Raw genomic sequence first — 18,527 nt, 5'->3', positions numbered from 1 at the left:
CAAAATATATAATGAGATTGGCAGCAAAATACCAAAAGACTTTAGGGGGATCCATATGGGGAAAAAGTCCTTTTCAGCAATGGGGCGCACATTACTTGCATCAACGATGGCATTATCTGTGCTGGCCGCTCCGTTAACGTTTGATTCGGTGCAGGCAGCATCCAAAAACGAAAAGCAAAGCAAAACGGAAGCCGTTCAGCTAAGAATTTTGGGAACGACGGATATTCATACCCACATCGCCAATTACGATTACTACAAAGATACTGAAACCGAAGAATTCGGCTTGGCAAAAACAGCCACTCTGATCAAGAAGGCAAGAAGCGAATCTAAAAACAGTATGCTTTTTGACAACGGAGACCTGATTCAGGGTAACCCTCTTGGCGATTACAAAGCAAAGGTGGACAAGCTGAAACGTGGTGAGTTGCACCCGGTCTACAAAGCGATGAAGCTTTTAGATTATGATGCGGCGACCGTTGGAAACCACGAATTTAACTATGGACTTGACTATCTTCAGGAAGTGCTTAATGATGCTCCGTTTCCATATGTAAATGCCAATGTGTATAAAGATGATCATGACAAAAATCCCAACAACGATAAAAACTATTTTAAACCCTATAAAATCATAAAGAAAAAAGTCACCGACCAGCATGGAAGAAAACAAGTCATTAAGGTGGGGGTTATCGGTGCTGTTGCTCCACAGATTACTTTGTGGGATAAGGCCAACCTTGATGGAAAAGTCATCACAAAGGATATAGTGGACAGTGTCAAATCCAATATTCCTAAAATGAAGAAGGACGGTGCCGACCTCATTGTGGTTCTGGCCCACTCCGGAATCGGCGATGCCGACCGAAAGCAAATGGAAGAGGACGCGGCTTATGATCTGACAAAGGTTAAAGGCATCGATGCGATTATTTCTGGTCATAATCATAAAACATTCCCGGGTGACTTTGCAGACTTACCAGGCGTGGATGAGAAGAACGGAACCATTAATGGCAAGCCTGTTATCATGCCTGGAAACTGGGGCAATCAGCTTGGTGTAATGGATCTCAGTCTAGTTAAGGCTAAAGGAAAATGGATGGTTGCCAGGGCGAAGACACAGCTGAGAGCGGTCTATGACAAGAATACAAAGAAAAGTCTCGCGAAAACCGATGAAAGCATCATAAGAGCGATCATAAAGGATCATCAGGGAACGATTGATTATGTCCGACAGCCTGTCGGACAAACGAGTGCAGACATTAACAGCTACTTTGCACTCGTACAAGATGATCCATCGATTCAAATCGTAACCAACGCGCAAAAGTGGTATGTTGAAAAGCAATTAAAAGGAACAAAGGATGAAGGCCTTCCGGTCCTTTCTGCAGGAGCGCCATTTAAAGCAGGCGGCCGAAACGGAGCCAACTATTACACCAATATCCCAAAAGGAACCATTGCTATTAAAAACGTTTCTGACTTGTATTTGTATCCGAATACGGTAGCGACCGTTAAGGTAAAGGGATCAGACGTAAAAGAATGGCTTGAAATGTCAGCCGGACAGTTCAATACCATTGATCCGTCAAAAAAAGAAGAACAACAGCTCGTTAACAATGATTTCCCAACCTACAATTTTGATGTCATTGACGGCGTAACTTATGATATTGATGTGTCACAGCCAGCGAAATATGATAAAGACGGAAATGTCATTCACGCAGACAGCAGCCGTATTAAAAACCTTCAGTACAACGGCAAACCAATCGACAACAACCAGGAATTTATCGTAGCAACCAATAACTATCGTGCGAGCGGTCTTTTTCCGGGTGTGAAAAACAAATCCGAAGTAAATCTGTATCCGGATGAAAACCGACAAGTGATCATCGATTATATCCGCGATCTTGGCACAATCGATCCTTCAGCCGATCAAAACTGGAAGTTCGCGCCTGTTGCAGGAGAACCAAGTGTAACATTTGAGTCTGCACCGGATGCACAGAACGCTGTTCCTGCTGATGGATCCATTAACTATGAGGGAGCCGCTGCAGAAGGGTTCGCTAAATATTCGTATAAATTGAAAAAACTGCAAAACATCAGTGTACAGCTTTTGGGCATTAATGACTTTCATGGACAGCTCGACACCTACAATGCAAAATTGAATGCCGGAGGAGCAGAGTACTTGGCTGCCTACTTAAAGCAGCGTGAAGCCACGAATCCGAACACCCTTCTTCTTCATGCGGGTGATGCGGTTGGTGCAAGTTCACCGGTATCTGCATTGCTTCAGGATGAGCCTACGATCCGCTTTTTAAACAAGCTTGGCTTTGATGCAGGGACCCTCGGAAACCATGAATTTGATGAAGGTGTAAAAGAAATGCTCCGCCTCATCAAAGGAGGAAGCCACCCGAAAACCGAAGCTAAGTATGGCCCGTTTGAAGGAGCCAACTTCCCGTATGTTGCAGCAAATGTTTTGGATGCGAAGACAAGCCAGCCGATTCTTGACCCGTATGTGATCAAAGAAGTGGGCGGAGCTAAAATCGGAATTATCGGGGTTGTTTTGTCTGATACGCCAAGCATTGTAATTCCAAGCGGGGTAGAAGGTGTGATCTTTACCGATGAAACTGAAGCCATTAATAAATACTCGAAGGAACTCGAGAAACAAGGTGTAAAATCTATTGTTGTGCTTGCTCATAACCCGGCAAACTCTACGGCAGACGGGCAAAATGCAACGGGCGAGCTAGTTGATATGGCTAATAAAGTAGATGATGAAGTGGATGTGATGTTCGGCGGCCATAACCACGCGCTGACCAATGCTGTCGTCGACAACAAGCTTCTTGTCCAGTCCTATTCATCAGGAACGGCATTTTCCGATGTCGATCTGGAAATCGACCCTGTAACCCAGGATATTGTTAAGAAAAAAGCAGAGGTGGTATCGGTAGACCGCAGTAAGATTGCACCAGACCCTGAAATCAAAGCGTTTGTAGACCGTTATGTGGCAGACGTGGCGCCTGTTTTGAATGAAGTGATTGGAAAGGCGCCAAACTATATCAGCAAAGACCTTAACGCCGACGGAGAATCCACAATGGGGAACCTGATCGCGGATTCAATGAAAGCCCAGACAGGAACAGACTTTGCCTTTATGAACCCGGGGGGTGTACGTGCTGATATTGACGCGGGTGATATCACGTGGAAGGAAGCTTTCACCGTGCAGCCTTTCGGCAATGACCTCGTAACCATGGATTTGACGGGCGCACAGGTAAAACGCCTGCTGGAAGAGCAATGGTCGGATCCAACCCGTGCTAAGATATTGCAGATTTCCGGATTGAAGTTTACCTATGACGATTCAAAGCCGGCAGGTGAGCGCATTGTAAGCATTACGCTTCCGGATGGAACAGCTGTGGATGCATCTAAAACGTATTCCGTTACGGTGAATAACTTTATGGCAGGCGGCGGAGATGGGTACACAACGTTACTTGAAGGAAAAAATGCAAGTGTAAACATTGTGGACCTTGACGCTTTGGTCAAATATATTAAAGCCAAAGGAAGCGTTGATCCGAAAATCGAAGGAAGAATCACAAAGCTTAACAAATAATTTTCATCAAACATTGAAACCAGCTCAGCACCCGAGCTGGTTTTTTCTTGTCTGTGCAGTAAGTACGCTCTGTAACTTGTGATATAATCCAGTTATTGGCGCACTTTTCGTATACAAAGGAGTCATGATTGTGAATGATTACCGTTCAGAGCAAATCGATGTAATAAAAGGAAGAAATCATCTTTTGTATAAGGTGTTGTGGGGCTTTTTTATCGTGGATCTACTTATCGATTTTTGGGTTGATCCGGAAATCGCCTTATTTATGCTGCCGCTGGGTGCCGTTGTCTTTAGTATCGTTACATATCTTTCGATCAGTAACCGGCATCCTGTCTTTACCATGTATTTTACCGTTTCGAGTTTTTACTTTTTTTTGTTTTGCCTTTTATGGGTGCAGCCCATTATGGTGAATTACCTCTATATATGGTTTTGTTTTATGTTGAGCACCATTTATCACCAGTACCGTGTGATCGTCTATGCCGGATTGCTGTCGATTGCCATGTCCTCCTATTTCTTTTTAGCCGATAGAGAGCTTTTTGCCAATGTGGAAGACTATGATCTTATTTTTATCATCCTGTTTTTTGTATTCGTGACACTTTTTTTCAGCCTGTCTTCCCAGTTCACGGAATCGCTCCGTCTGAACTCCGAGAAACGTGAAAAACAAACTGCAAGTAAGCTGACAGAAACAAGAGAATATTTTCATTCGATCATCTCGCAAACCGCGGATGCCATTCTGGTGCAAAGTCAAAAAGGCGTTGTAATGACGGTAAACAGAGCATTTTTCGAGCTGTATGGATGGAACGAGGAGGAAATGAAAAACATTCCCTTTCAGCATATTCCCGCCACCCAAAAGATGGTGTTCAACGAGGTATTAAGCAAAATTGTAAAAGGAGAAGCCGTTTCGGGTTATGAAATGGTCAATCAAAAGAAATCAGGCGAGCTTTTCCCTGTTTCAGTTACCTTTTCCCCTATTCGGAATGGAGATGGCTCCATCAGGGCTATTGCAGGGATATACCGGGACATTACAGAAGCAAAAAGGACAGAAGAACTAATTATACAATCTGAAAAATTATCGGTGATCGGCCAGTTGGCGGCAGGTGTGGCACACGAAATCAGGAACCCGTTGGCCATCCTGTCAGGGTTTGTGCAATTTATGAGGGAGGAAAAAATCTCAGAAGAGTACACAGGAATCATGCTGACGGAAATCAACCGGATGAATCAAATCCTCGAAGAATATATGCAGCTGGCTAAGGCTAAACCGTTTACCGCAAGCGAGCTGGATCTCACTGCTCTTGTTAAAGAAACACTTGTATTAATGGAAGCTTTCGCAAGCCTTTCAAATATCTCCATCCATTACACAATGCAGGCTGATAACTGCATGATTAAAGGAGATGCCAATTCCCTGAAGCAGGTATTAATCAATCTGATTAAAAATGCAGTTGAAGCCTCCGAGCAGGGCAGCAAGATTGAGGTGTCCGTTAAGCGGACGAGTGGCTATGCCACCATTGAAGTAAAGGACGAAGGCCAGGGGCTTGCTCATGAAGACTTAAAAAGACTGGGAGAGCCATTCTTTACGAAAAAAGAAACCGGAACTGGTCTCGGTTTGATGGTGAGCTTTAAAATTATCGAGCTGCATCAGGGGGAAATTACGGTGACGAGCGAACCCAATACAGGCACCATCTTTTCCGTTATGCTCCCAGAACTTAATAATAACAAGTGAAAAAGGAACAGCCGGCACATGCAGGCTGTTCCTTTTCCTTCGTTATTCGTTGTTTTTGTAGCCATCGATGACCACATCAAGCTTTCCTGTCTCAGGGTCGATGACAAGACCGTGGACGGCGACTGATTTGGGAAGCAATGGGTGGTGCTTCACAAGATTAACACTGCTTTCCACCGCATCCTCCACGTTATCAAATCCTCGAAGCCACTGATTGAAATCCATACCTGAATATTTCAACGTGTTAAGCGTTTCCTCAGTGATGCCCTTGTCTTTCATTTTCCCAATAAAATCGTCCGGGTTCATGGCACTCATTCCACAGTCATGATGGCCGATTACACACACTTCAGAAGCTTTTAAAGCGTAAATTGCAACCAGGATGCTTCTCATAACGCTTCCAAATGGATGAGCGATGATAGCTCCCGCCGTTTTAATAATCTTTACGTCACCGTTTTTTACATTCATAGCCTGAGGAAGCAGTTCCGTAAGCCTGGTATCCATACATGAAATGATGACCAGCTTTTTCTCTGGATACTTTGTTGTTTCATATTTTTCATACTCTTTATTCGCCACGAATTTTTCGTTAAACGATAGGATTTCATTTAGAATTGCCACGTCTGTTTTCCCTCCATTACTTTATACTGTTATCTATTTTAGCTGATTTTCCGTGTAAATCAAAATTTCTATTGTTTTTATTAGACGAAACAAGCCTGTTATCGATAAAAAAACAGGGAGTTGGAGCGCTTGTTTGCGGGCTAATCATTAAATTCCTTCGTTTTTTGTAGGACAACCAAAACATATGTAGGAAAAAAACAAGCAATCCAAGCACATTGTGACAAACATTTCTATTGTCCCTCCGTATAATCAAACTATCAAGAACATAAGCATATAGGTTATTCCAACATCATGTCAGGAAGGAAGGGGGACAGGCAGAAGGGAAGGCGGAAGATCATCCATTTAAAATAGATGGACTAATTAAAAGGGGGATAAACGGATATGGAATCCATGTATTTACTTGCTATTATTCTATTTACGGTGAATGTGATGTTTCAAAAAGCGGTTGCTTTGATGGTGACGAGAGTAGAACAGGCTGTTCTGGTGAATGAGCAGAAATTCAAGCTGGCGGGCTTGCTGGCCAAGATGGTGAAAAAGAAGGAACGACCTTTGCTAAATAAGATCAATGTCTTTACTCGGGAACGACGCAATGTGCAATGGGTGGATACCTCTTAACCAACTGAAAAGTGAATAAAACATGAGGGGAGAGGGTAAATGGCAAATGATATTACTTAGAATGGCTAGATATTATTTAGTAATACTCAAACAGTTTGATCAACAAAAAGGGCATTCTGCTGGCAGATCCAAACGTCTTATAAAACGAATAATTCATATTGTTTTGCGGCCTGGATCACCGTGAGCCTCTATGAATTAAATAATTATGCGCGGAGTATGTCGGGCAGTCTCTTTAGGGCTGTCTTTTTTTCGTGCGCAAAAAATATGGTAGAATAAAAATACCATTAAAGGCTACTAAAAAAAGGAGAACAAACTATGAGTATTTCTCTCCGTCATATTATCAATCAGATGGAAAAGCATGTGAATGAATTAAAACAGCTGCCGGAACGGTCTTCCAAAGTAAAAGAGCATGCAGCTGCAATTCGTGCGCTGAGTGACCTGATGCTGGATGCCGGTGAAACGGCTGATGAGAACCAATGGACACCCCCCTCCCAAATTTCCGCTCCGCCAGGTTTTACAGGAACTTTGCCAAAAAAACCGCAGAAAATAGACGATGATGAGGACGGCAATGGTGAATCCATCTTTGATTTTTAAAAAGGCTCATCCCGAAATAAGAAGGGATGAGCTTTTTCTTTATAACTGATAAATTCTGGCCTCGTGAGGCTGCAATGTATTAAGCTGCTGAATTTCTTGATAGTTCCCAAGAATAAGTTTTTTGCCGCTGATGGACAATGTATCGGGTAGCGATACGGTGTTCGGCTCATTGCTGTGGTTCAAAAGGATAAGCCAGGTTACATCCTCAAGGCTTCTCGTATAGGCGTAGATGTGCGGGTCCCCTTTGGAATGGTCTTGATAGTCGCCATAAACCATCACATCATGCTCTTTACGCAGAGAAATAAGTATTTGATAAAAGTAAAAAACCGATTCAGGATCCTTTAACGCGTCTTCTACATTAATTTCCGTATGGTTCGGATTGACAGAAATCCATGGATCTCCACTTGTAAATCCTGCATTAGCACCAGCGTTCCACTGCATAGGAGTACGTGAATTATCACGGCTTAAAGGCTGCAATTCCTCTAATACTTCTGAAGCTTCTCTCCCCTTCTGGGTCTCTTCTTCATACTTGTTTTTCATGGCGATATCCTGGTAGTCTTCGATCGATTGAAATCTGACGCCTGTCATTCCGATTTCTTCACCCTGGAAAATGTAAGGCATGCCGGGAAGTGTATGGAGCATGGTTGCAAGAAGCTTGGCCGATTCCTGACGGTACTCCTGGTCATTACCGTATCGGGTTACCTGGCGGGTATGATCGTGGTTATTCAGAAATTGAGAGTTCCATCCTTTTCCGTGTAATCCCTCATACCAGGTCTGCTGAATTTCTTTGTATCGAAGCATATCCCAAGTTGGCATATCATCGGCTACCTGGAAATGAAATAGTGTATTTAATTCATGGCGGTCCTCTCCTACGTACTTTAAGCCGTCTTCAGGCGTCACAAATGGAATTTCCCCGACCGTCATAACATCATAATGGCTCAATACCTTTTCATTCATTTCTTGAAGATACTCATGAATGCCCGGGTTATTTCCCAGGTAATCGATCTTTTCCGGCTGTTCAGCGTTGGAAAATCCCTTTTGTTTGGCCAAAAGATTGATTACATCCATGCGGAAACCGTCAATTCCTTTATCGAGCCAGAACCTCATCATGCTGTATATCGCTTCCCGTACCTCTTTGTTCTCCCAATTTAGATCAGGCTGCTGAACGGCAAAGGAATGCATATAATATTGGCCGGTAGGCTCGTCCCATTGCCAAACAGATGGGGTGAAATAAGAGCGCCAGTTGTTCGGTTTCTCTCCATTTACAGGATCTTTCCAAATATACCAGTCGCGTTTGGGGTTTTCTTTGGAGGAACGGGACTCAAGAAACCATGAATGCTGATCTGATGTATGGTTGACCACCAGATCCATAATCAGTTTTAAGCCGCGCTGATGGGCTTCGTCCAGCAGCCGTTCCCATGTTTCCATGGCGCCTGCCTTTTCCATAATGGACTGATAGTCTGAAATGTCATAGCCGTTATCCAGATCCGGTGATTCATATATTGGATTCAGCCAGATGACATCCACGCCCAGTTTTTTTATATAATCAAGCTTCGCGATTACGCCCTCCAAATCACCAAATCCATCACCGTCTGTGTCATAGAAGCTTCGCCAGTATACCTGGTAGACCACTGCTTCTTTCCACCATGTTCGTTTCATGTGCTCCATCCTCTCTTTTTTCTTTTATTATGAAGCAAGTCTTCTTTACTTGAAAGAGTAAAGGGGGGAGCATGTGCCCGGATTTAATGTGAATGTTTTAGGGAAATGGGGTTCAAAGCAAGGATTCTATTAAACAAGGACGTGATAATCATGAAAAGAAGCGGCAATATCACGGCATTAATTATTATGGGGTTTACGATGTTTGTTTTGGGAGGACTTTCAAGTACAAAGGGCATTGTGCTTGATGAGGTAAAAAAGGATATCGGACTGGACTTAAATCAATTCGGACTGGTTGTATTTATTTTTCAATGGGGGTTCACCCTGGCCAGTGTTGTAATCGGTTACCTTGTCGATAAAAAGGGGCTGAAACTGATGATTATCATCGGCTCAATCATCATGGGGGCAGGCCTGTTTGGAACAGGGTCAGCACAAACCATTCTGTTTTTCCTGGGCTTTTATATGATTGTTGGGTTTGGGCTGGGGGCAATGACCGTGGCTTCAAATGCCATTGTTCCTTCAGTCTATCCGGACAAGCAAGGGCTGATGTTCAACTTGACCATGGGTGTTTACGGTTTGGGCATGTTCGCTACACCACTGGTTCTCCGCTGGATGTTCTCTTCCAATATTTCCTGGCGTTTCTTCTATATTGGGATTGCCGTTCTTCTCATCGGCTTGATCATCTTTGTACTGCTGGTTAAGGTTCCGGATGGAAAGGCAGACCGTGCAAGTTTGTCTGCGTTTAAAAACATGTTAAAAAACGCCCAGTTTATCTTTGTCATGTTTATTCTTATTTTCTATGTATCTTCTGAGGTCTCCTTTTTAAATTTTTTTCCAAGTTATTTAAAGTCATTACATCTAAGTGGGATGAGCATGTCGGAAAAAGGAAAGCTGGCCACAACGATCCTTTCCATTTTCTCGCTGCTTTTCACGGTTGGAAGACTCGGTGGAGGCTGGATCGCCGAAAAGATTGGTGAGAAAAAGACCATTCTGATTTTTGCCTTTCTATCCGTGGCAACGGTTGTGATCAGCAAGTTTTTTGCAGATCAATGGGTTTACCTGTTTGCGGCGGCAGGGCTTTTCTTCTCGGTTTTGTTTCCTACTGCAACAGCCATCGGAACGAAGCTTTCTGAAACGGGAGGCTCTGCATTGGGGCTTGTATATGTTGCTTCGGGTATCGGAGGAGCATTTGCAGGCTGGCTCGTTGGGGCAGTTTCTGAAAAATTTGGATCCGCAGCAGGGTTCAATCTCCCCATTATTTTTTTGGCAGCACTTCTCATCTTCTCCTTTTTCTTGAAAGATGTACCTGATGACAAGGCAAATACGACCAATGCTTAAGGAGGAAAGCATTTGCTATCTGGGTCTTTTAGCCTGTTTTTAAAAACGGTATAAGGTATGATGGTAAATTTTCCTGTTCGGGTTTATACTATTTTTACGAACAAATGTTCGCAAAAATACATGGTAAAGTGAGGGAGATCCAAAATGAATACAGCTAATGATTGGCTAGGGCTTGTTAATCTCCTAGGGAACGTAGGTTTTCCGGTCTTGCTTGCTGGTTATTTAATGCTACAGTTTGAAAAGAGGATTCAAAGTCTTGAAGGGGTCGTTAAAGGATTGCGGGATGAACTGGTGGATAGAGAGGAAATGGAAAAAAAGATAGAAGAGTACGGAAAAAAGCTGAAGGAAAAAGAAGAGGCAAAAAAAACCGATGTTTCATAACTTCCTTTCGTTTCTGGTATGATAAAAGAAAACTAGAGGAGTGGGTTAGACATGAAGCTGTTTTTGATTTTGGGGGCAGCCAACGCGGCGGTTGCTGTTATGCTGGGTGCGTTCGGCGCACATGGGCTGGAAGGAAAGCTGTCAGAGCGCATGCTTGAAGTATATAAAACGGGTGTTCAATACCACATGTATCATGCAATTGGCTTGCTGGCGGTTGGTCTTCTCACAGGAAAAATAACTGGATCCGGGCAGTTGCACTGGGCTGGATGGCTGATGTTCATCGGTATCATTCTGTTCTCGGGAAGCTTGTATGCATTAAGCACAACAGGCATTTCCAAGCTTGGCATCATTACACCATTTGGCGGTGTTGCGTTTATCGCCGGATGGGTGTTATTGATTGTTGCTGCAGCAAAAGGATTATAATAGGAAAAGAGCTTTGCGTCAAACAAAGCTCTTTTTTTTGTATAGTCGTTACCTTGGACTGTACGTAGCCATTCCTTGTGATTGTCCCTGCCCTTGTCCCTGCGACTGCCCTTGCTGCTGGCTCGACTGGCCGCCGAATGGATAGGTGTATTCAATAGGTTCATCAAACGTAATGTAATTGACAAAGACCATCAAGAGTAGATAGCGTTTCCCGCTCTGAGGATCGCTTAGAATGATATGATCCCGGCCTGCAGCCTCGATGGTTCCTCTGAAGACTTTGGAATTCCATTTGTCACTGCCTTCAAAGGTTTGATAGATCGTAGCGACTTTGCCCTTATTCAGCCGCAGGATGTTCTCAATGTACGATTGCTCAAGCGGAAGCTGGCCGGGAGCGGCAATATCCGTGGGAGCCTGCCCTGAAGCTGAGCCAAGTCCAAACCCCTGTGGAGGCATTCCCATGGACATGCCGGGTCCGCCAAAACCTCCGCCCTGTCCCTGCTGCTGTCCCTGCGGCATTTGCCCTTGCTGTCCCATCGGGCCGGACTGCGGCATGCCGTAATAAGGTGGCATACTGCCGCCCATTTGTCCCTGCTGCCCTTGCGTTTGCCTGTAATTACTCATGATGTTGATCCCCCTTGTAAAAAGGTTTTGTTATCCAAAACAGTCTTGTTTTCCTTCCTTGCCTGTATAAGTGCATAACTTTTCACGCGAGAAATAATCAGGAAGGAGCCCCAAAAACTACAATTTATCATATGTAAACATGCAGAAGCTTAGACCAAAAAAAGCTGGCTCTCTGCTGCCTGAAAACACACAGCATTAGAACCAGCTTACGTTATTATGTGGTAGAAATTATACGTGCAAATAGCCTGGCACTGCCTCGCGGGTCAATTGGTTCCCTACATAGAATGAACCAAATTCACCGTAGCGGGCACTCACTTCATCAAATCTCATTTCATATACGAGTTTCTTAAATTGAAGCGCGTCATTTGCAAAAAGGGTAACGCCCCATTCCCAGTCATCGAAACCAACAGAGCCGGTAATAATCTGCTTCACTTTCCCTGCATAGCTGCGGCCAATCATGCCGTGGCTGTACATCATCTTCTTTCGTTCTTCCATCGGAAGCATATACCAATTGTCGTTTCCTTCGCGGCGTTTGTCCATTGGATAGAAGCAAACATGCTTCCATTTTGGAAGCTCAGGTTTCAATCTTCCCTGAATCATTGGATCCGTTTCCGGGTCCACATTATTGGAGGGGTTGTAGTTGCTCAATTCAACGACAGATACGTAGGAATAAGCCGGAATCGTGAATTGGGCAAAGGTTGTTTTATTAAAGGCATTTTCAATTTCATTCAAGTCTTCCAGTGTGGGGCGCAGCAGCATCAGCATAAAGTCCGCCTTTTGGCCAACGATGGAATAAAGAGCATGGCTGCCTTCCTTCCTCGCTTCAGCACCTTCCCATTTTTCCAAAAATGCCGTAAATTCCTTGATGGCAGCTTCGCGTTCATTACCTGAAATGGCTTTCCATGCAACCCAATCGATACTGCGGAAGTCATGCAGGCAATACCAGCCTTCTAGCGTTTGTGCAGCTTCACTCATGTATTGTCACTCCTTGGAATAAAATAGTACGTTCACTCTTAATCAATATACCATAATGGATGCAATAAAAAAAAATCCCCGTCTGTTTAGATCAGACGGGGCCTCATGCCGTTTGAATTATATATATTGCTGAATGGCAGCAGTAAGTTTCCCGGTTAAATGGGACGTATTCTGCAGTTCACGTTCCGTAAAAGAAAGGCGGATATGTTTTTCATCCATATCCATGGCCTCTTCCAGCAGTCCAAAAAGTCCGTTTGCTTTCTTGTCAATTTCAAGCAAGATCTCCAATGTTGTCCCGTCGCTGAAGAATACGGCTTCCAGTTCATCCAGTTTGCCCCTGAACATGCCTGTTGGAACATACTCAAATTCCTGGACGAACGGAAGGCGCCTCCTGTTGTACCTGGAAACCGCTTCACACTTTGCTTTGCGGAGGACGAAATCCAGCCCTTCGATCGCTTCCATCGCTTTGCTGACAAGCGGATCGGGATTCACAGTAATGTAATCCTTGTCTTCCGGGTCAACGGCATTTTTGATATCCACCCCTGTTTTCAGCCATACCGGTGTATGTCCGATGCTAAGCGGCACATCCAGAGGAAGATGAAAGGAAAAAGGAATTCTTTTTGTTTCGCCCGGTTGAATGATCAAGTGATCCGTTACTTTATGGCGGACGATTACAGCGTGCTCGTGAATTTTTTTGTCGTCTGTTTCTCTTATGTATTCTGTCATCAAAAACAGTGAAACAGAATCAATAGGCTGTGCCACTTTGCCTCCGACAATCTGTACGGTACCGGTTATTTCCCCGCCTGGAGTAAAGCGGTTTGAGTTAAGGATGGTATCCACCGTTGCCGCTCCAATCCCTATACTGGCCAGCATTTTATTCATGAATGACAAATCCAACATCTCCCTTGGTTTGATAGTACGTTATACGTGGTTTAGTGTAAAAGGATTCAAAAGAATTTACAAAATTAACCTCTATCCAACAAGCCAATTTTCGAAAAATAATAACTTTTTGGCAGAAACGCTTTCAATTTTGGGTATAGGTTTAAAACCCACCCAAAGTAGAGTACCCTAGTATGGAATGCAAAGGAACAGGAGGCTACTCGCATGAGCGATTTATTTAAAGAACTAAAAGAAAAAGTCCAACAGGAGAATCCGGCCATTGTTTTTCCGGAAGGAACGGATGAGCGCATTTTGAAAGCTGCAGCCAGACTGGCAGATGAAAATGTCATCCGCCCCATCCTGATTGGCCATACAGGGGAGATTGCAGCAAAGGCTGAAGAACTCGGTGTGAAGCTTGGTGAAATTCAGCTGATCGATCCAAAAGATTATTCCGAATTTGAAAGTCTTGTTTCTTCATTCGTGGAACGCCGCAAAGGGAAAGCCACGGAAGAACAAGCCCGTCAAATTCTTTTGGATGAAAACTACTTCGGAACGATGCTTGTTTATACAGGCAAAGCACACGGACTGGTAAGCGGAGCAGCACACTCAACAGCAGATACTGTTCGTCCGGCGCTGCAGATCATTAAAACAAAAGAAGGCATTAAAAAAACATCAGGAGCATTCATCATGGTTAAAGGTGATGAAAAATATGTGTTTGCCGATTGCGCGATCAATATTGCTCCTACAAGTGAAGACTTGGCAGAATCCGCTATTGTCAGTGCCCATACGGCACGCGTATTTGGTATTCAACCAAAGGTGGGTCTCCTGAGCTTTTCAACCAAGGGTTCTGCGAAATCACCGGAAACAGAAAAAGTGGTGGAAGCTACGCAAATGTTGAAAGAGAAAAACCCTGATTTTCCTTTTGACGGCGAACTGCAATTTGATGCAGCGTTTGTTCCTTCCGTTGCTCAAAAGAAAGCACCAGAATCCGCACTAAAAGGAGAGGCAAATGTCTTCATCTTCCCTGGCCTTGAAACAGGAAATATTGGCTACAAAATGGTTCAGCGCCTCGGCGGCTATGAAGCGATCGGTCCGATTCTTCAAGGATTGAACATGCCGGTGAACGACTTGTCCCGCGGCTGTAATGAAGAAGATGTATACAAGCTGGCATTGATTACTGCAATGCAGGCGCTATAACAAAAAAAGCACTGTGAGATGGTTTATATCTCCAGTGCTTTTTCATTTCGTTCCCAGACGCGCTGATAATTATAATCGTAAAGCTGAATCTCATTAAGGGACAGCGGTGAGGAAACAAGATGACTGCATTCTTCCTGCAGAACATAGAGAAGGCGGGTCATCAAATCGCTGACCGTTAAAGGCTGGCCGGTGAGCTCAGACAGGGACGCCATCACTTCAGGATGTATGTCAGGGTACGTGAATTTCGTTGTTTCTCCCTGAGCGCCCCGCTCGTAAAATTTCCTTATCGCTTCCGCTCGTTCCGACCCGCTGCCATTGACACACAAGTAGATTTGAACGGCTGCCCCATTGCGGATCCGGCGCTGCGAGATGCCTGCAAACTTCTTGCCGTCGACACTCAGGTCATAGCTTCCCGGGCAATAGGAATGGACAATTTCTCTTGCTTCAAATGAAACATTATAAGGACTCAGCATTTTTTGAATCAGTTCGACCATCGTGTCGTACCCTTTATTGATTTCAATGCTGCTGTCTTTTTCGGGCAGAACGATGGAAATGTTCAGTACGCCTTCATCAAGAACGACGGCAAGGCCGCCGGAATTGCGTACAATGACCCGATAGCCTTTGGATTTAAGAGCAGCTACTCCATCTTCCAGATGTGGGAGCCGCGTATCCTGGATCCCGAGAACAATCGTTTGATGGTGTACCCACGTGCGGACGGTGGGAGAGGATTCCCCATTCCCAACGGTGGTGCACAGTGTGTCATCCATCGCAAAGGAAGACAACGCGTCAAAGGAGGGCCCCAGACTTGATTGATCGATAATACGCCATTTTGGCTGAAATAAAAGTGATGTGGTCATGTTTCACCTTTTCTCCGCTTCAATGATAAATGTTTTGGGAATACCATGATCGAAATCGCCGGGATGCGGCTCTTCCTTAAGTTCGGCAATAAACAGACCGGAAGCTCCGAGTGCGGTTACTATTTCACCGATCGTCCATTTGCGGATTGCCACTTGAAACGGCTTGCGCTCTTCTTCTGTTGCATAACGAAGTTCGGGAAGGAACTTGGAATAGGAAACATCCACTGTCTCAAGTTCTGTGCTGAAATAATCACCGGTTACTTTATGCTTTCTGACCGCCTGGCTTTTCCCTTGTGAGGTGATCAGTTTGGTAGATACCGGGTGAAAGTCCTGCAGTACAAATTTGCCTCCGGGAGCAAGGAGGCCATGGACGGTCGAAAAAAACGGTACAAGATCTGAAAAATAGTGCAGAATTCCGTTTTCCGTTAATACGATATCGTAATCCCCGGTCAGCTCTTCTTTTGGCAGCGCCAGAACATCGCTTCGTACATACCTGAGCGGCACTCCTGCCTCCTGTGCCAGCTCTTTGGCGTACCGCTCGTTCGGCTCTGACAGATCGATCACGGTTGCCTCGGCGCCCAGCAAAGCCATGGCTACCGCTTTGCTGCCGTGAGAACCAAGCAGGTTACAGACTTTTTTGCCTTTCACATTTCCAATGTATGATTCAAGCGGGCTCAACCGCTTAAGAGGGTCTTTTTTTATTTTTGCGGCCGCTTTTGCCGGCTCGCCAAATCGATGGGTCCATGCTTCGTACGACTTTTCGTTCCATGCCTGGCCATTTTGGTCATTCTGAAATTGATCCACGAGTTAACCTCCTGATTCTATCGTTCACTCCTTAGTATAACGCAACAGTGAGCCATGCTTCCATGCCATACTATTTTATTGCAACTTTTTGGAATGTAATTACGTATGTTTAGGTATAGTGAATGGAACGAATGAAGAATGGGAGGAAAATTCTTTGAATAGAAACTTATCGAAAACGTTAAAATGGATCTCGGGAGGATATGAAGCATTGCTGGGCATTCCGTTTGTCGGCGGGACAATTGTCCTCTCCTTTGCCTGGACGCCTCTGGCCCTTGCTCTTGCCCTCCATATCGTAACCCTGATTTTCGCTTCAAAAGAAGGAAATGCAAAACACGGAAGCATCATGGGAATTGTCACCTCATGTATCGCCTGGATCCCCTTCGTCGGCATGATCATGCACATCATCACCGCCATCCTGCTTATGGTCGACGCCTATAAACAAGAAGACACCGATGACCAGGTCGTAGATACCCAATAAAAAAGAAGGCGCCCATGCCTTCTTTTTTTGCTCTATTCAAAGAGTATTCTTGCAAAGGACTTCAATGATAGGTTAATTGGAATGCAAGGTGCGAGACTCCTCGAAAACGAATATCACAATTTCTTCGTGCGATGTATCGCTGCCGAAGCGTTCCTTGTCCCACGGAATTAGCGGGTCAGGAGAGACTAGGCAGGCGTTTACGCCGGTAAAAGCGAGCAGCCTGGAACGGAAATTAACAACTTTCAAAGACAGCATTGATTATACGAAAAGTTCCTTCTTTTTGATTACAGCAGAAAAAGAAAGCATGCCAGCGAAAAAGAAATAAAGATGTCACAAACCGTTTCTTTTGTTTGTTGTTTCATGGTTCGAAACCGCGTAGAATAGGGTATACTTCACATGAAAACATTCTAATAACCTACACGATTATCCTTCTTTCGACAATTTTGCCTGAGAAGGGATTTTCTATTTTTAGCAGAAATTTTAAACATAAACTAATTGCGGCTGAAGGAGCATTTATTAAGATATGGCGAAAGAAATGGGTCAATTAAATGAAGAAAAGGTGTTCAAGGATCCGGTTCACCGTTATATACACGTAAGAGATGAGCTGATCTGGAGACTGATCGGCACGCGCGAGTTTCAGCGGCTTCGCCGGATTCGCCAGCTTGGCACGACCTATCTGACGTTTCACGGAGCTGAGCACAGCCGATTCAGCCACTCTCTTGGTGTATATGAAATTACAAGACGCATCATTGAAGTTTTTCATAAACGGCCTCATTGGAATGAGGAGGAACGAATGCTGGTGCTCAGTGCAGCACTGCTGCATGATATTGGCCATGGGCCTTTTTCGCACTCCTTTGAAAAAGTGTTCGGGGTGGACCACGAAGATTATACAAGAGCGATTCTGTTGGGCGAGACGGAAGTGAACGAGGTTCTTCGCATGCAAGGAAGCGATTTTCCGAAAAAGGTAGCGGAAGTCATTGAAAAGACCTATCATGATAAGCTCGTGGTAAGCATGATTTCGAGCCAGATCGATGCCGACCGGATGGACTATCTTCTCCGGGATGCCTATTTTACCGGGGTGAGTTACGGAAATTTTGACCTTGAACGGATTTTACGGGTGATGAGGCCCATGGAAGACGGAGCGGTAATCAAGGCGAGCGGCATGCATGCCGTTGAGGACTATATTATGAGCCGTTACCAAATGTACTGGCAGGTTTATTTTCATCCGGTCACTCGAAGCGCTGAAGTCATTTTAAGCAAAATCCTTCACCGGGCAAAAGACTTATATCAGGAAGGATACACGTTCAAGCAAGATCTCACTCATTTCCGTTCTTTGTTTGAAGGGGAAATTACATTAGAAGATTACATAAAGCTGGATGAGGGAGTCATGCAATATTATTTCCAGATATGGCTGGAAGAAGAAGACGGCATTCTTCGTGATTTGTGCCGCCGATTCCTTGACCGAAAGCTTTTCAAATACTCGGAGATGGTTTCTGTCTCGGAAGTCCTTAAGCTGTCCGGTTATCTGGAAGAGGCAGGAATTGATCCAAAATACTACTTAGTTATCGACTCTTCCTCCGATTTGCCCTATGACTTCTACCGTCCGGGGGAAAAAGAAGAAAGGCTGCCCATTAACCTTTTAAAGGCCAATGGTGAAGTGCGTGAACTTTCAAGGGAATCGGATGTGGTGGAGGCCATTTCCGGAAAAAGAAGAACCGACCACAAGCTGTATTATCCGGCAGATCTTATTGAAAAAATAGATGACAGTCAATTGAAGCGAAAAATAAAACACATACTGAAAAAGGATGAAAGAGATTTACGTTAGGG

At 44.5% G+C, this 18,527-nt stretch carries 18 protein-coding genes; 11 read left to right on the top strand and 7 right to left on the bottom strand.

Annotated elements, in window-relative coordinates:
• The first annotated feature begins 55 nt into the window (after window positions 1-55).
• Together BLT53_RS20920 and BLT53_RS20915 are read left to right on the top strand one after the other, a co-directional pair.
• Window positions 56-3,553, top strand: coding sequence for a bifunctional 2',3'-cyclic-nucleotide 2'-phosphodiesterase/3'-nucleotidase (locus tag BLT53_RS20920; protein ID WP_090238239.1), 3,498 nt, complete (start codon window positions 56-58; stop codon window positions 3,551-3,553).
• A gap of 130 nt (window positions 3,554-3,683) precedes the next feature.
• On the top strand, window positions 3,684-5,270 hold the full coding sequence (locus BLT53_RS20915; protein ID WP_170834459.1) for a two-component system sensor histidine kinase NtrB: 1,587 nt from the start codon (window positions 3,684-3,686) through the stop codon (window positions 5,268-5,270).
• Window positions 5,271-5,312: 42 nt separating this feature from the next.
• On the opposite strand, the gene BLT53_RS20910 is transcribed toward BLT53_RS20915, so the two are convergent.
• Complete coding sequence (locus tag BLT53_RS20910) at window positions 5,313-5,882, bottom strand: beta-class carbonic anhydrase (RefSeq protein ID WP_090238233.1); 570 nt, start codon at window positions 5,880-5,882, stop codon at window positions 5,313-5,315.
• Window positions 5,883-6,263: 381 nt separating this feature from the next.
• Here BLT53_RS20910 and BLT53_RS20905 point away from each other — a divergent pair, with 381 nt between their 5' ends.
• Together BLT53_RS20905 and BLT53_RS20900 are read left to right on the top strand one after the other, a co-directional pair.
• On the top strand, window positions 6,264-6,497 hold the full coding sequence (locus BLT53_RS20905; protein ID WP_090238230.1) for a hypothetical protein: 234 nt from the start codon (window positions 6,264-6,266) through the stop codon (window positions 6,495-6,497).
• Window positions 6,498-6,812: 315 nt separating this feature from the next.
• Entirely contained in the window at window positions 6,813-7,091 is a 279-nt protein-coding gene (locus BLT53_RS20900; RefSeq protein ID WP_090238227.1) for a YwdI family protein, read from the top strand.
• A gap of 39 nt (window positions 7,092-7,130) precedes the next feature.
• Here the strand turns inward: BLT53_RS20900 and BLT53_RS20895 are convergent, their stop codons facing one another.
• Entirely contained in the window at window positions 7,131-8,750 is a 1,620-nt protein-coding gene (locus BLT53_RS20895) for a glycoside hydrolase family 13 protein (RefSeq protein WP_090238224.1), read from the bottom strand.
• A gap of 150 nt (window positions 8,751-8,900) precedes the next feature.
• Here BLT53_RS20895 and BLT53_RS20890 point away from each other — a divergent pair, with 150 nt between their 5' ends.
• The 3 genes from BLT53_RS20890 to BLT53_RS20880 all read left to right on the top strand — a co-directional run bounded on the left by BLT53_RS20890 (window position 8,901) and on the right by BLT53_RS20880 (window position 10,889).
• Complete coding sequence (locus BLT53_RS20890; RefSeq protein ID WP_170834458.1) at window positions 8,901-10,085, top strand: MFS transporter; 1,185 nt, start codon at window positions 8,901-8,903, stop codon at window positions 10,083-10,085.
• 144 nt (window positions 10,086-10,229) lie between these two features.
• Window positions 10,230-10,466 (top strand): YvrJ family protein, encoded by a 237-nt coding sequence (locus tag BLT53_RS20885; protein WP_090238217.1) that lies wholly within the window; start codon window positions 10,230-10,232, stop codon window positions 10,464-10,466.
• Between the two features lie 51 nt (window positions 10,467-10,517).
• On the top strand, window positions 10,518-10,889 hold the full coding sequence (locus tag BLT53_RS20880; protein WP_090238215.1) for a DUF423 domain-containing protein: 372 nt from the start codon (window positions 10,518-10,520) through the stop codon (window positions 10,887-10,889).
• 48 nt (window positions 10,890-10,937) lie between these two features.
• Here the strand turns inward: BLT53_RS20880 and gerQ are convergent, their stop codons facing one another.
• The 3 genes from gerQ to BLT53_RS20865 form a co-directional block, all read right to left on the bottom strand.
• Entirely contained in the window at window positions 10,938-11,510 is a 573-nt protein-coding gene (gene gerQ / locus BLT53_RS20875; protein WP_090238212.1) for a spore coat protein GerQ, read from the bottom strand.
• Between the two features lie 228 nt (window positions 11,511-11,738).
• Complete coding sequence (gene hemQ, locus BLT53_RS20870) at window positions 11,739-12,485, bottom strand: hydrogen peroxide-dependent heme synthase (RefSeq protein ID WP_090238210.1); 747 nt, start codon at window positions 12,483-12,485, stop codon at window positions 11,739-11,741.
• 117 nt (window positions 12,486-12,602) lie between these two features.
• On the bottom strand, window positions 12,603-13,367 hold the full coding sequence (locus BLT53_RS20865; RefSeq protein WP_244520530.1) for a sporulation protein: 765 nt from the start codon (window positions 13,365-13,367) through the stop codon (window positions 12,603-12,605).
• A 222-nt stretch (window positions 13,368-13,589) separates the two neighbouring features.
• On the opposite strand from BLT53_RS20865, the gene pta reads away from it, so the two are divergent.
• Complete coding sequence (gene pta, locus BLT53_RS20860; RefSeq protein ID WP_090238206.1) at window positions 13,590-14,561, top strand: phosphate acetyltransferase; 972 nt, start codon at window positions 13,590-13,592, stop codon at window positions 14,559-14,561.
• Window positions 14,562-14,584: 23 nt separating this feature from the next.
• On the opposite strand, the gene lipL is transcribed toward pta, so the two are convergent.
• Complete coding sequence (lipL, locus tag BLT53_RS20855) at window positions 14,585-15,418, bottom strand: octanoyl-[GcvH]:protein N-octanoyltransferase (protein ID WP_090238203.1); 834 nt, start codon at window positions 15,416-15,418, stop codon at window positions 14,585-14,587.
• Window positions 15,419-15,421: 3 nt separating this feature from the next.
• Window positions 15,422-16,222, bottom strand: a complete 801-nt coding sequence (locus tag BLT53_RS20850; RefSeq protein WP_090238200.1) for a class I SAM-dependent methyltransferase — start codon at window positions 16,220-16,222, stop codon at window positions 15,422-15,424.
• A gap of 154 nt (window positions 16,223-16,376) precedes the next feature.
• Here BLT53_RS20850 and BLT53_RS20845 point away from each other — a divergent pair, with 154 nt between their 5' ends.
• The 3 genes from BLT53_RS20845 to BLT53_RS20835 all read left to right on the top strand — a co-directional run bounded on the left by BLT53_RS20845 (window position 16,377) and on the right by BLT53_RS20835 (window position 18,525).
• Window positions 16,377-16,700 carry a hypothetical protein gene (locus BLT53_RS20845; RefSeq protein ID WP_090238198.1) on the top strand — a complete coding sequence of 108 codons (324 nt, stop codon included), beginning with the start codon at window positions 16,377-16,379 and terminating at the stop codon, window positions 16,698-16,700.
• Between the two features lie 88 nt (window positions 16,701-16,788).
• Complete coding sequence (locus BLT53_RS20840; RefSeq protein ID WP_139168446.1) at window positions 16,789-17,025, top strand: hypothetical protein; 237 nt, start codon at window positions 16,789-16,791, stop codon at window positions 17,023-17,025.
• A gap of 198 nt (window positions 17,026-17,223) precedes the next feature.
• Window positions 17,224-18,525 (top strand): HD domain-containing protein, encoded by a 1,302-nt coding sequence (locus BLT53_RS20835; RefSeq protein ID WP_090238191.1) that lies wholly within the window; start codon window positions 17,224-17,226, stop codon window positions 18,523-18,525.
• Window positions 18,526-18,527 lie beyond the last annotated feature (2 nt).

The organism is Fictibacillus solisalsi, from assembly GCF_900103485.1.
GTDB classification, from domain to species: domain Bacteria; phylum Bacillota; class Bacilli; order Bacillales; family Fictibacillaceae; genus Fictibacillus_C; species Fictibacillus_C solisalsi.
The sequence above is the reverse complement of the archived record's forward strand: the minus strand, read 5'-3'. Positions and strand labels throughout refer to the sequence as shown.